Origin of the sequence: Pseudomonas lini (genome assembly GCF_964063345.1) — a bacterium.
GTDB classification, from domain to species: domain Bacteria; phylum Pseudomonadota; class Gammaproteobacteria; order Pseudomonadales; family Pseudomonadaceae; genus Aquipseudomonas; species Aquipseudomonas lini_B.
In genome coordinates this window covers 2,073,068-2,085,792 of sequence record NZ_OZ061318.1, presented here as the reverse complement: position 1 = coordinate 2,085,792, position 12,725 = coordinate 2,073,068, and the positions used below count along the sequence as shown (strand labels likewise).

Genomic DNA, 12,725 nt, shown 5'->3' with positions numbered 1-12,725 from the left:
TGTGCGCCGAACTTTCCCTTATTTTCAGGAGCGCTTCCGTGACCACCAGCAATCGCATTCTTCTTGGCGTGAACATCGACCACGTTGCCACCCTGCGTCAGGCCCGGGGTACTCGCTACCCGGATCCGGTCAAGGCAGCGCTGGACGCGGAAGAGGCGGGCGCTGACGGCATCACCGTGCACCTGCGTGAGGACCGCCGGCACATTCAGGAGCGCGACGTGCTGCTGCTCAAGGACGTGCTGCAAACCCGCATGAACTTCGAAATGGGCGTCACCGAAGAAATGATGGCGTTCGCTGAACGCATTCGCCCGGCACATATTTGCCTGGTCCCGGAAACCCGTCAGGAGCTGACCACCGAAGGCGGTCTGGACGTGGCAGGGCAGGAGGCGCGAATCAAGGCAGCGGTGGATCGCCTGGCGAAGATCGGCTGTGAAGTGTCGCTGTTCATCGACGCGGACGAGCGGCAGATCGAAGCGTCCCGTCGTATTGGTGCGCCAGCCATTGAATTGCACACCGGGCGTTATGCGGATGCCGAGACGCCAACCGAAGTGGCTGAAGAGCTCAAGCGCGTGGCCGATGGCGTGGCATTCGGCCTGGCCCAGGGCCTGATCGTCAACGCCGGTCATGGCCTGCACTATCACAACGTCGAAGCGGTTGCGGCGATCAAGGGCATCAACGAACTGAACATCGGCCATGCATTGGTGGCCCATGCATTGTTCGTCGGGTTCAAGTCGGCGGTGTCGGAGATGAAAGCGCTGATTCTGGCAGCTGCGTTGAAAGGTTAGATCGGCGGCGCTGCCATCGCGGGCAAGCCACGCTCCCACAGGTCCGAGTTGAACGACAACTATGTACTCGACGCGGACCTGTGGGAGCGTGGCTTGCCCGCGATGGCGTCCTTGAAGGCAGCGAAGATTTAAAGCGGTGGGGTTTCCTGGCTCGGCTTGGTCTTGTCGACCCCCGGCACATGCAGATTGCCCTCAGCGATCTGATTGCCTTCCAGTTGCGGCTGCGTGACCCACGTCAGGATGTCGTAGTAACGACGAATGTTCGCCACGAAGTGCACCGGTTCGCCGCCTCGGGCGTAGCCGTAACGGGTTTTGCTGAACCACTTCTTCTCGGAAAGACGCGGCAGGATTTTCTTCACGTCCAGCCACTTGTCCGGGTTCAGTCCTTCCTTGGCCGCCAGTTTGCGTGCGTCATCCAGGTGGCCGCTGCCAACGTTGTAGGCTGCCAGTGCGAACCACGTACGATCCGGCTCCTGGATCGACTCGTCCAGTTGATCCTTCATGTAGGCCAGGTACTTCGCGCCACCCATGATGCTTTGCTTGGGGTCAAGGCGATTGGATACGCCCATCGCTTGCGCCGTGTTCTGGGTCAGCATCATCAATCCGCGTACGCCGGTCTTGGACGTGACGGCCGCTTGCCACAGTGATTCCTGATAACCGATCGCCGCCAGCAGGCGCCAGTCGACTTTTTCTTTCTTGGCGTACGCCTTGAAGTGCTGTTCGTATTTTGGCAGCCGTTGCTGCAAGTGCTGGGCGAAGGTGGTGGCGCCCATGTAACCGAGTACATCGACGTGGCCGTAGTAACGATCTTTCAGACGTTGCAGGGTGCCGTTTTTCTTCACCTTGTCGAGGTAGGTGTTGATCTCGTTGAGCAGGCTGTTGTCTTCGCCAGCGGCCACGGCCCAGCTCTGATTACTGGCGTCACCAAGATCGAAGGCGACCCGCACGTTGGGGAAGTAGACCTGGTTCATCGCGACTTCGTTGGAATCGACCAAGGTCAGATCGACCTGGGCTTCGTCGACCATGCGCAGCAAGTCGACCACTTCAACCGCGTCGGACTCTTCGTATTCAATGCCGGGATATTTCTTTTTCAGCTCTGCCAATTGCTCGGCGTGAGTGCTGCCCTTGAGCACCATGATCTTCTTGCCGACCAGATCGCCTGCGTCGGTCGGTCGTGACTGGCCGTTGCGGTAGATGATCTGTGGGGTGACTTCGAGGTAGGAGTGGGAAAACCGCACCTGTTTTTTACGTTGCTCGCTACTGACCAGGCCGGCAGCAGCCAGCACCGGGCCATTGGGCTTGCCCACCTGACTGAACAGGTCATCGAGGTTGTCGGCGGTTTCGATCTTGAGTTCCACCCCCAGATCGTCGGCGAAGCGCTTCACCAGCTCGTATTCGAAGCCGGTTTCACCGTTGCGATCCTGAAAGTAGGTGGCGGGACTGTTGCGGGTAACCACCCGCAGCACGCCATCCTCCTTTACGCGCTCCAGCGTGTTGGGTTTATCAACACAGCCGCTGAGCACCAGGAAGAGTCCGGTTGCGATCAGCCATTTGGCATACCGCGGACGCAAAGCCGTTGGGGAAAACATCTGCGCAGTATACGCAAAGGACCACGAGCGCCATATCTCGACAGCGAAGGGCTTGTCTGCTAGAGCGTCCAAAACCCGCTTGGAGCCCGCAGGAATGGGCCTGAACAGCATTTTGTGGCAGAAAAAATAACCCTCGACACGCACCTGTTTCGGGCCCGAATACCCGGCCCGACGTTCGGGTGCAGCCGTGCGTACCGTTTCGGGTGCTGTCGCGGGCGGTTTAGGCTAGAATGCACGGCCTCAAAGCACACCCCTTCCCGAGGCTGTCCCGAAGATGTTGATCCTGCGCGGCGCTCCTGCCCTTTCTGCCTTTCGCCACAGCAAACTCCTTGAGCAACTGAGCCAGAAGGTTCCGGCTGTCAGCGGCTTGTATGCTGAATTCGCTCACTTCGCCGAAGTTACCGGCGTCCTGACCGGCGACGAACAGCAGGTGCTCGCGCGCCTTCTGAAGTACGGCCCAAGCGTTCCAGTACAAGAGCCAACCGGTCGTCTGTTTCTGGTGTTGCCACGTTTCGGCACCATCTCACCGTGGTCCAGTAAAGCCAGCGACATCGCTCGCAACTGTGGCCTGACCAAGATCCAGCGCCTGGAGCGTGGCATCGCGTTCTACGTCGCCGGCCAATTCAGCGACGCCGAAGCGCAGCTGATTGCAGGCGCCTTGCATGACCGCATGACCCAGATCGTATTGGACAACCTTGAACAAGCCGCCGGCCTGTTCAGCCACGCCGAGCCCAAGCCCCTGACCGCGATCGACGTGTTGGGTGGCGGCCGCGCCGCGCTGGAAAAAGCCAACACCGAGCTGGGCCTGGCCCTGGCCGAAGACGAAATCGACTATCTGGTCGCAGCCTTCGTCGGCTTGAAACGCAACCCGCACGACATCGAACTGATGATGTTTGCCCAGGCGAACTCCGAGCACTGCCGTCACAAGATCTTCAACGCCAGTTGGGACATCGACGGTCAGAGCCAGGAAAAAAGCCTGTTCGGCATGATCAAGAACACCTATCAGATGCACAGCGAAGGTGTTCTGTCTGCTTATAAGGACAACGCCTCGGTAATCGTCGGCTCCGTCGCCGGCCGTTTCTTCCCGGACCCTGAAACCCGCCAGTACGGCGCGGTGCAGGAGCCGGTGCATATCCTGATGAAAGTCGAAACTCACAACCACCCGACCGCGATTGCCCCGTTCCCGGGCGCATCCACCGGTAGCGGCGGTGAGATTCGCGACGAAGGTGCAACCGGTCGCGGCGCCAAGCCAAAGGCTGGCCTGACCGGTTTCACCGTGTCCAACCTGCAGATCCCGGGCTTCGAACAGCCGTGGGAAGTGCCGTACGGCAAGCCTGAGCGCATCGTTACCGCGCTGGACATCATGATCGAAGGCCCACTGGGTGGCGCCGCGTTCAACAACGAATTCGGTCGTCCAGCCCTGACTGGCTACTTCCGTACCTTCGAACAATCGATCACCACCCCGCGTGGCGACGAAGTTCGCGGTTACCACAAGCCGATCATGCTGGCCGGCGGCATGGGTAACATCCGTGCCGAACACGTACAGAAAGGCGAGATCACCGTCGGCTCCAAGCTGATCGTGCTCGGCGGCCCGGCGATGCTCATCGGCCTGGGCGGCGGTGCTGCCTCTTCCATGGCCACCGGCACCAGCTCGGCGGATCTGGACTTCGCCTCCGTACAGCGCGAAAACCCGGAAATGGAACGTCGCTGCCAGGAAGTCATCGACCGTTGCTGGCAGTTGGGTGACAAGAACCCGATCAGCTTCATCCACGACGTGGGTGCCGGCGGTCTGTCCAACGCCTTCCCGGAACTGGTCAACGACGGCAACCGTGGCGGTCGCTTCGAACTGCGCAATATTCCAAACGACGAGCCGGGCATGGCCCCGCACGAAATCTGGAGTAACGAATCCCAGGAACGCTACGTTCTGGCGGTCGGCCCTGCGGACTTCGAACGCTTCCAGGCGATCTGCGAACGCGAGCGTTGCCCGTTTGCCGTGGTCGGCGAAGCCACTGCCGAACCGCAGCTTACTGTCACGGATAGCCACTTCGGCAACAGCCCGGTGGACATGCCGCTCGAAGTGCTGCTGGGCAAAGCCCCGCGCATGCACCGTTCGGCCGTTCGCGAAAACGAGCTGGGCGACGATTTCGATCCGTCGACTCTCGAGATCGCCGACTGCGTCGAGCGTGTTCTGCATCACCCGGCCGTGGCCAGCAAAAGCTTCTTGATCACCATCGGCGACCGCACCATCACCGGCCTCGTGGCCCGTGATCAGATGGTCGGCCCGTGGCAGGTTCCGGTGGCCGACGTTGCTGTCACCGCCACCAGCTTCGACGTCTACACCGGTGAAGCCATGGCCATGGGCGAGCGTACTCCGCTGGCGCTGCTGGACGCTCCGGCGTCGGGCCGCATGGCCATCGGCGAAACCCTGACCAACATCGCGGCGTCGCGCATCGCCAAAATTTCCGACATCAAACTGTCGGCGAACTGGATGTCCGCCGCCGGCCACCCGGGTGAAGACGCGCGTCTGTACGACACCGTGAAAGCAGTCGGCATGGAATTGTGCCCGGACCTCGGCATCACCATTCCGGTGGGCAAGGACTCGATGTCCATGGCCACCCGCTGGAACGACGAAGGCGTCGACAAGACTGTGACTTCGCCGATGTCGCTGATCGTGACCGGTTTCGCGCCCGTGGCTGACATCCGTCAGACCATGACCCCGCAACTGCGCATGGACAAGGGCACCACCGACCTGATCCTGATCGACCTCGGTCGCGGTCAGAATCGCATGGGCGCTTCGATTCTCGCTCAGGTTCACGGCAAACTCGGCAAGCAGGCTCCGGACGTCGATGACGCCGAAGACCTGAAAGCCTTCTTCGCCGTGATCCAGGGCCTCAACGCCGACGGTCATTTGCTGGCCTACCACGACCGTTCCGACGGCGGTTTGCTGACCAGCGTCGTAGAAATGGCCTTCGCCGGTCATTGCGGTCTGAGCCTGAACCTCGACGGTCTGGCAGAAACCTCCGCCGACATCGCCGCGATCCTGTTCAACGAAGAACTGGGCGCTGTGATCCAGGTTCGCCAGGACGCCACTCCAGACATCCTCGCGCAGTTCAGCGCAGCGGGCCTGGGTGACTGCGTGTCGGTGATCGGTCAGCCGATGAACAACGGCGAGATCAGCATCACGTTCAACGGCGACACCGTGTTCGAAGGTCAGCGTCGTCTGCTGCAACGTCAGTGGGCTGAAACCAGCTACCAGATCCAGCGTCTGCGTGATAACGCCGACTGCGCCGAACAAGAATTCGACGTGCTGCTGGAAGAAGACAACCCGGGCCTGAGCGTCAAGCTCAGCTACGACGTCAACCAGGACGTTGCCGCGCCTTACATCAAGAAAGGCATCCGCCCACAGGTTGCCGTGCTGCGTGAGCAGGGCGTCAACGGTCAGGTGGAAATGGCGGCTGCGTTCGACCGCGCCGGTTTCAACGCGATCGACGTACACATGAGCGACATTCTGGCCGGCCGTGTCGACCTGAACGAGTTCAAAGGTCTGGTGGCTTGCGGCGGTTTCTCCTACGGTGACGTACTGGGTGCCGGCGAAGGCTGGGCCAAGTCCGCGCTGTTCAACAGCCGCGCTCGCGATGCCTTCCAGGGCTTCTTCGAACGTAACGACAGCTTCACCCTCGGCGTGTGCAACGGTTGCCAGATGATGTCCAACCTGCACGAGCTGATCCCGGGCAGCGAGTTCTGGCCGCACTTCGTGCGTAACCGTTCCGAGCAGTTTGAAGCTCGCGTGGCGATGGTACAGATCCAGGAATCGAACTCGATCTTCTTGCAGGGCATGGCCGGTTCGCGCATGCCGATCGCCATCGCGCACGGTGAAGGCCATGCCGAGTTCGCCAGTGAAGAAGCGTTGCTGGAAGCTGATCTGTCGGGTTGCGTGGCGATGCGTTTCGTCGACAACCACGGCAAGGTCACCGAAAACTACCCGGCCAACCCGAACGGCTCGCCGCGCGGGATCACCGGTTTGACCAGCCGTGACGGTCGCGTGACCATCATGATGCCGCACCCGGAGCGTGTATTCCGCGCGGTGCAGAACTCGTGGCGTTCGGAAGACTGGAACGAAGACGCACCTTGGATGCGTATGTTCCGTAATGCTCGCGTGTGGGTTAACTAAGCGCCATGCATAAGCTTGTCTTTTTTGTTCCGGCCAGTCATGTCGAGGTGGTCAAGAGTGCTGTGTTCGCTGCCGGTGGCGGGCGGATCGGGGCTTATGACCACTGTGCGTGGCAGGTGTTCGGGTTGGGTCAGTTTCGTCCACTGGATGGCAGTCAGCCGTTTATTGGTGAGGCGGGGCAGGTCGAGCAGGTTGAGGAATGGAAGGTTGAGCTTGTGGTCAGCGATGAGTTGATTCGGGCGGTGGTGTTGGCTCTGAAAGAGAGTCACCCCTATGAGACGCCGGCTTACGAGGTGTGGCGGTTGGAAGATTTCTGATCTTCCTGGCCGTTGAAATGAAAAACCCGCTGAAGTGATTTCAGCGGGTTTTTTTATGGTGCGCCCAGCATGGGCGCCATCTGCAACAAGCCGATCAGTCGATGTACTCAAACAACTTCACGATCTTCTGCACGCCGGAAACGCCTTGTACCAGATTGGTCGCCTGGGCTGCTTCCTGCTTGGTCAGCAGACCCAGCAAGTAGACGATGCCATTTTCGGTCACGACTTTGATGCGCGAACCCGGGATGGAGGCGTCGGTGAGCATCTGGGTCTTGATCTTGGTGGTCAGCCAGGTGTCGTTCTGACGCGCCAGCAGCGAGGAGGGCGCCAGTACTTGCAGTTCGTTGTGTACCTTCTTTACCCGCTGAACAGAGGCGGCAACCTGTTCGGCCTTGGCCTTGAGGTCGGCGCGAGGGGTTTGCCCGGCGAGCAACACCACGCCGTTGAAGCTGGTGATGACGATGTGCGAGTCGTTGTCCAGGGCTGGATCAGCCTTGGCGATGTTCACGCCGACCTTGGTGTCGATCAGGGAGTCGTCGATCTTGCTGCCGAAGGTACGGGTGCCACGGTCATCATCGATCGGCGCTTCACGGCTAGCGTTAACCACCGAGGTGCAGCCGCTGATGCCAAGGCAAAGGGTCAAGGCCAGAAGGCCTAGGCGATTAGGGGTCATTCTTCACTCCCGAACAGTTGGCTGTCGATCAAATCGCAAAGGCAATGGATCGCCAGCAGGTGGACTTCCTGAATACGTGCGGTGACGTTGGCCGGTACGCGAATCTCGACGTCCTCAGGCAAAAGCAGTGACGCCATGCCGCCGCCATCACGACCGGTCAATGCTACGACAATCATTTCGCGATCATGTGCGGCCTGGATCGCTTGAATTATGTTCGCCGAGTTGCCGCTGGTGGAAATCGCCAGCAAAACATCACCCGGCTGGCCGAGGGCGCGAATCTGTTTGGAGAAGATTTCGTTGTAGCTGTAATCGTTGGCAATCGAGGTGATTGTCGAGCTGTCGGTGGTCAGCGCGATGGCTGGCAGGCTCGGGCGCTCGCGCTCGAAGCGATTGAGCAGCTCGGACGAAAAGTGCTGGGCATCACCGGCAGAGCCGCCGTTGCCGCAGGAGAGCATTTTGCCTTCGTTGAGCAGGGCGTTGACCATCACTTGGCTGGCTTGCTCGATGTGCGGTGCAAGTACGTCCATCGCCATTTGCTTGGTGTCGATACTGGCCTGAAAAAGCTGGCGAATTCGGGATTGCATGTCCATCTGTGTGACCTTAATTAGCGCGGCTACTTGGCACATGAATGTGCAGCCCGCAAAGCAAAGAGCAAAAGTGTTGGGTGAAGGTGTCCGGTTCGAGGTGCAAGCGATCAGCTGTCGAAGGCATTCTGCAACCAGTTCAACTGATCAAGGTTGCTGTCGATGGCAACCACGTCGAAGCGGCAGGGGGAATTGGCCCAACGCGACTCGCGCTGAAGAAAATACTGCGCGGCAAAAATCAGTTTCTGCCGTTTGCGCCCATCGATGCTATCGAGCGCGCCACCCCATTGGGTGTTTTTTCTGTAGCGGACTTCGACGAATACTACTGTATCGCCATCAAGCATGACCAGATCAAGCTCGCCGCGTTTACACAACCAGTTCTGCGCCAGCAGGCGCAGACCTTGTTGCTGAAGATGCTCGAGCGCATGACGCTCGGCATCTTTACCGCTTTGCTGGCGTGACCTGTCAGGCATCAGCGCGAGGTGTCCGGCAGGCGTTGAACCTGACCGTTGGTGAATTCTGCCCATGGCAACTGACGCTCGACCCGTTGATTCTGAGTCATGCCCAGGCTGCCCGATTGACCCTGGATGCGGCTGTCCGGCAAGGCCTTGAGTTGCCCCAGGCGCGGTGCCAGACGATAGGCGTCAACGCCCATCGCATACAGACGGCCCAGGCTGCCGCCGGCTTGTGGCCATTGTGCAGTGACTTGTTTGCGCAGCGGGTCGTTGGCATCCAGCAGCCATGGGGTTTCGCAGAAGCGAATACCGTTCATGTCGTTGTACTGGTTCTGGTCGCCACTGGCGCTGAACACGTGGGAGGTGGCGTAAACCGGCACGTCCCCCGCGTACTGGAAGTTCAGGGTCGGTTTGATCTGTTGAGCCTGTTGCGGCGTCGCGGCCAGGAAGATGAACTCGATGTCCTGACGACGCGAAGGTTGGGCGGCAACCTGCGAGCCAACGGTGCTTTGCAGGCTCTTGGCGCGGCCTTCGCTCTGGCGCAACTGGAACATGTCGGCAATCTGCTGGGCCAGTTGCACTGGCTGGTCGACGCGTTCGGTAGCGACGATGCTGCCACCGTTGGCTTGCCAATCCTGGCTGAATGCCCTGAGTACGCGATCACCCCATTCGCCTTTCGGCACCATGATGGCGGCGCGGTGCAGGCCATCGGCGCGCGCACGACGGGACACTTCGCGGGCTTCGTCTTCAGCGGCAAGGCCGAACTGGAACAGTTGGGCCGGACCTTGTTCGCCTTCGCTGTAGTTCAGCGCCAGGGTAGTGATCGGCAGTTGCGGGCGCGCGCTGAGCTGTTTGACCAGCGGCTTCTCCAGCGGGCCGACCACCAGTTGCACGCCATCAGCCTGGGCCTTGCGATAGAACTCGTCGAGGGAGGTCAGACGCGAGCTGTCATAGAACTCGATGGCTGGCGGCTTCTGCCCGGCTTGTTGCGCCTGGTAGTGAGCGGCCATGAAGCCTTCGCGCAGTGCTTTGCCAACCGTCCCCAGTGGGCCGTCTTGCGGCAGCAGCAGGGCGATCTTGCTCAGGGGCTGGCTGGCCAGTTCCTTGAGTTTGGTCAGTGGCAACGGCAGCTGGATGGCAGCCGGGTGCTTTGGATTCTGTTCGCGCCAGGTGTCGATCGCGGCTTGCTGCTGTTCCAGGGTGCCGGCTGTTTTCACTGCCAGCGCCAGACGTATCCAGCCGCCGAGGTCGTCGTCGGTGGTCGGCTGCAATTGATCGGTCGGCAGCGAAGCGATCAGGGTCCAGATCGCTTCGTGGTTTTTGCTGGCTGCTTCACCTTCAAGCATCGGGGCAATAAAGATGCGCTCCCGTGCGGCGGCCAGGGTCTGGCCGTCGGCCTCAAGGGCGCGAGCATGAACGGTGCCGGTGCGAACCTGTTGTTCGACGGGCAGTTCGCTCAGGCGTTGCAGGCTCGGATGGCTCAGGGCCGTCAGCGCCGCTTTGGGCTGATTGCGGGTCATGGCCAGTTCAGCCGCCAGGGTGCTGGCGAAAACTTGTTGGCCAGGCTTGAGTTGTTCCACCGGGACCTGTTGCAGGATTTGCGCGGACTGGCCGGCATTGCCCTGACGATAAGCCAGGTCTGCTGCGCTCAAGCGCAACAGAGCGGCTTTTTCCGGATCTTTGCTTTTAGTGGCCTGTTCGAGCAGTTGCTCGATACTGGCGTCCGGGGTCCGTGGAAGTTCGCCAAGGCTGGAGGAGGGCGAGCTGGCGCAAGCCGCCAGCAAGGCAGCGAGGCAGAGGGCAGTGAACAGCCGCAGGCAAGCGATCATGTAAGTGTTCCTGATACTCGATCAAATTAGCGTGGAATTGTACCCAAGCACTGGCCGGGGCGCGATGTTACTGGCGTGAATCGATCAATTTAGCTCGTGCAAATGTTGCAGTACTGCACAAAAGGCTGGAAAACCCGGGGAGGGTGAGACGTATCGCAAGCGCCGCTACGCGCTACAATGCCGCTTTTTACCGATCATGAGGTGTGCGCTTTGACTGCTCCAGGTGCTTTGAATTCCGCTGCTGGCTCGCTTTATGTGGTGGCGACGCCCATCGGCAACCTGGACGATATCAGTGCGCGGGCGCTGAAAATTCTGCGCGACGTCGCTTTGATCGCGGCCGAAGATACTCGTCATTCCCAGCGATTGATGCAGCATTTCGGTATTCCAACGCCGCTGGCGGCCTGCCATGAACACAACGAGCGAGAAGAGGGTAACCGCTTTATCACGCGTCTGCTGGCCGGCGACGATGTGGCGCTGATTTCCGACGCCGGGACACCCCTGATTTCCGATCCGGGTTATCACCTGGTGCGTCAGGCCCGTGCCGCGGGAATCAATGTGGTGCCGGTTCCGGGGGCGTGTGCATTGATTGCGGCGTTGTCGGCGGCTGGGCTGCCGTCCGACCGTTTCATCTTCGAAGGGTTTTTGCCGGCCAAGGCTGTCGGCCGACGCGCTCGTCTGGAACTTGTTAAAGAAGAACCGCGCACGCTGATTTTCTATGAGGCCCCGCACCGTATCCTCGAGTGCCTGCAAGACATGGAACTGGTATTTGGTGGCGAGCGTCCGGCGTTACTGGCGCGGGAACTGACCAAGACTTTCGAAACACTCAAAGGCCTGCCGTTGGCCGAGTTGCGCGAGTTCGTCGAATCGGACAGCAATCAACAGCGTGGCGAGTGTGTGGTGTTGGTGGCGGGCTGGTCTGCCCCCGAAACCGAAGACGCTGTCAGCAGTGAAGCCATGCGTATTCTCAACCTGTTACTTGAAGAGATGCCGCTCAAGCGTGCGGCGGCATTGGCCGCGCAAATTACCGGCGAACGCAAGAACGTGCTCTATCAGGTCGCGCTGGATAAACAGAAGGGCGAGTAAACCGACATGCAGCGCTGGCCAGAGGCTTTTAGCGCTTGTTCTTCGGCCGCTCTGCCGTTAATCTTCGCGGCGGAGAGTCGATCGGACAGTCGCTGCCCTCTATGAAAATTAGGGGGGGGAGGAAAGTCCGGGCTCCATAGGGCGAAGTGCCAGGTAATGCCTGGGAGGCGTGAGCCTACGGAAAGTGCCACAGAAAATAACCGCCTAAGCGCTTCGGCGCCGGTAAGGGTGAAAAGGTGCGGTAAGAGCGCACCGCACGTCTGGCAACAGTTCGTGGCTAGGTAAACCCCACTTGGAGCAAGACCAAATAGGGTCCCAAGGCGTGGCCCGCGCTGGGACCGGGTAGGTTGCTAAAGATGTCCAGTGATGGCCATCGTAGACGAATGACTGTTCAAGACAGAACCCGGCTTACAGATCGACTCTCCACCTTTTTTTCCTCTCTGCCGAGTCATTGGCAGCGATGTGCGTAATGGCAATTTCCCTCCCTGCTGAATCAATAGCAGAAGCGCTTTTGTAATACCGAAAAAATCTTACTCTTAACAAACTACTTTAACTTCTGAACGCAGCCTTCTGTGCTGATTCAAGTTATTGAGCGAATTCATCCGTCAGATTCTCGTTAACCCTCCTTTTGCGCTCCTAAATCTCCGTTCTGTAAGGCTTTTCCTTTAATCCGCGCCTTGACGGTGTGGTGGGCGCATTCCTATAGTGTGCGCAAGTGGCGGAAAGTGGCATGAAGTGGGTTTTTTGAGCGTAAAACGCTAATATTTGGAGAAGCGCTGACGTGTTTCGCGGAGCTAACGCTATCAGTCTCGATGCAAAGGGCCGTCTCGCTATGCCGAGCCGGTACCGTGACGAGCTGGTTTCGCGAAGTTCCGGTCAATTAATCGTCACCATCGATGCCGTTGATCCGTGTTTGTGTGTTTATCCCCTCGATGAGTGGGAAATTATTGAAACCAAACTGCGCGCACTGCCTTCGCTTCGCGAAGAGAACCGCCGCTTGCAACGTTTACTGATTGGTAATGCCGTCGACCTCGAGCTCGATGGCAGTGGTCGTTTTCTGGTTCCGCCACGTCTTCGCGAATATGCCAAGTTGGATAAGCGCGCAATGTTGGTAGGCCAACTGAACAAGTTCCAATTGTGGGACGAGGATGCCTGGAATGCGGTTTCTGCCGCTGACCTGGCTGCTATTCAACAACCGGGCGCCATGCCTGATGAACTGCGTGATTTAATCCTGTGACT

10 protein-coding genes and 1 other RNA gene are annotated in these 12,725 nt (G+C 59.6%); 6 read left to right on the top strand and 5 right to left on the bottom strand.

Annotated features, from left to right (window positions below):
* Nucleotides 1–38: 38 nt before the first annotated feature.
* On the top strand, nucleotides 39–785 hold the full coding sequence (gene pdxJ / locus AB3226_RS09310) for a pyridoxine 5'-phosphate synthase (RefSeq protein ID WP_367372860.1): 747 nt from the start codon (nucleotides 39–41) through the stop codon (nucleotides 783–785).
* Nucleotides 786–913: 128 nt separating this feature from the next.
* Here pdxJ and mltF read toward each other — a convergent pair whose 3' ends face one another.
* Nucleotides 914–2,374 carry a membrane-bound lytic murein transglycosylase MltF gene (gene mltF, locus AB3226_RS09305; RefSeq protein WP_367372859.1) on the bottom strand — a complete coding sequence of 487 codons (1,461 nt, stop codon included), beginning with the start codon at nucleotides 2,372–2,374 and terminating at the stop codon, nucleotides 914–916.
* Between the two features lie 274 nt (nucleotides 2,375–2,648).
* Between mltF and purL the strand changes: the two genes are divergently transcribed.
* Complete coding sequence (gene purL, locus AB3226_RS09300) at nucleotides 2,649–6,545, top strand: phosphoribosylformylglycinamidine synthase (protein ID WP_038981680.1); 3,897 nt, start codon at nucleotides 2,649–2,651, stop codon at nucleotides 6,543–6,545.
* Between the two features lie 5 nt (nucleotides 6,546–6,550).
* Complete coding sequence (locus AB3226_RS09295; protein WP_367372858.1) at nucleotides 6,551–6,862, top strand: NGG1p interacting factor NIF3; 312 nt, start codon at nucleotides 6,551–6,553, stop codon at nucleotides 6,860–6,862.
* Between the two features lie 94 nt (nucleotides 6,863–6,956).
* Here AB3226_RS09295 and AB3226_RS09290 read toward each other — a convergent pair whose 3' ends face one another.
* The 4 genes from AB3226_RS09290 to AB3226_RS09275 form a co-directional block, all read right to left on the bottom strand.
* Nucleotides 6,957–7,535: a BON domain-containing protein gene (locus AB3226_RS09290; RefSeq protein ID WP_367372857.1), complete on the bottom strand. Its 579-nt coding sequence runs from the start codon at nucleotides 7,533–7,535 to the stop codon at nucleotides 6,957–6,959.
* Nucleotides 7,532–8,125 (bottom strand): phosphoheptose isomerase, encoded by a 594-nt coding sequence (locus tag AB3226_RS09285; protein ID WP_008025961.1) that lies wholly within the window; start codon nucleotides 8,123–8,125, stop codon nucleotides 7,532–7,534. Before AB3226_RS09285 ends, AB3226_RS09290 begins: the two co-directional genes overlap by 4 nt.
* A 104-nt stretch (nucleotides 8,126–8,229) precedes the next feature.
* Complete coding sequence (locus tag AB3226_RS09280) at nucleotides 8,230–8,592, bottom strand: YraN family protein (RefSeq protein ID WP_007904371.1); 363 nt, start codon at nucleotides 8,590–8,592, stop codon at nucleotides 8,230–8,232.
* Nucleotides 8,592–10,403 carry a penicillin-binding protein activator gene (locus AB3226_RS09275; RefSeq protein ID WP_367372856.1) on the bottom strand — a complete coding sequence of 604 codons (1,812 nt, stop codon included), beginning with the start codon at nucleotides 10,401–10,403 and terminating at the stop codon, nucleotides 8,592–8,594. The genes AB3226_RS09280 and AB3226_RS09275 overlap by 1 nt, the downstream gene beginning before the upstream one ends.
* A gap of 177 nt (nucleotides 10,404–10,580) precedes the next feature.
* Between AB3226_RS09275 and rsmI the strand changes: the two genes are divergently transcribed.
* From rsmI to mraZ, 3 genes are all read left to right on the top strand, one after another.
* Complete coding sequence (gene rsmI, locus AB3226_RS09270) at nucleotides 10,581–11,486, top strand: 16S rRNA (cytidine(1402)-2'-O)-methyltransferase (protein WP_367372855.1); 906 nt, start codon at nucleotides 10,581–10,583, stop codon at nucleotides 11,484–11,486.
* Between the two features lie 73 nt (nucleotides 11,487–11,559).
* An RNA gene (rnpB, locus tag AB3226_RS09265) (RNase P RNA component class A) lies at nucleotides 11,560–11,913 on the top strand.
* A 354-nt stretch (nucleotides 11,914–12,267) separates the two neighbouring features.
* Nucleotides 12,268–12,723, top strand: coding sequence for a division/cell wall cluster transcriptional repressor MraZ (gene mraZ / locus AB3226_RS09260; protein ID WP_003205355.1), 456 nt, complete (start codon nucleotides 12,268–12,270; stop codon nucleotides 12,721–12,723).
* The last annotated feature ends 2 nt before the right edge of the window (nucleotides 12,724–12,725 follow it).

Coding starts and splice junctions, on each gene's coding strand:
- mltF (WP_367372859.1), bottom strand. CDS start 2,374: ATGTTTTCCCCAACGGCTTTGCGTCCGCGGTATGCCAAATGGCTGATC.
- purL (WP_038981680.1), top strand. CDS start 2,649: ATGTTGATCCTGCGCGGCGCTCCTGCCCTTTCTGCCTTTCGCCACAGC.
- AB3226_RS09295 (WP_367372858.1), top strand. CDS start 6,551: ATGCATAAGCTTGTCTTTTTTGTTCCGGCCAGTCATGTCGAGGTGGTC.
- AB3226_RS09290 (WP_367372857.1), bottom strand. CDS start 7,535: ATGACCCCTAATCGCCTAGGCCTTCTGGCCTTGACCCTTTGCCTTGGC.
- AB3226_RS09285 (WP_008025961.1), bottom strand. CDS start 8,125: ATGGACATGCAATCCCGAATTCGCCAGCTTTTTCAGGCCAGTATCGAC.
- AB3226_RS09280 (WP_007904371.1), bottom strand. CDS start 8,592: ATGCCTGACAGGTCACGCCAGCAAAGCGGTAAAGATGCCGAGCGTCAT.
- AB3226_RS09275 (WP_367372856.1), bottom strand. CDS start 10,403: ATGATCGCTTGCCTGCGGCTGTTCACTGCCCTCTGCCTCGCTGCCTTG.
- rsmI (WP_367372855.1), top strand. CDS start 10,581: ATGCCGCTTTTTACCGATCATGAGGTGTGCGCTTTGACTGCTCCAGGT.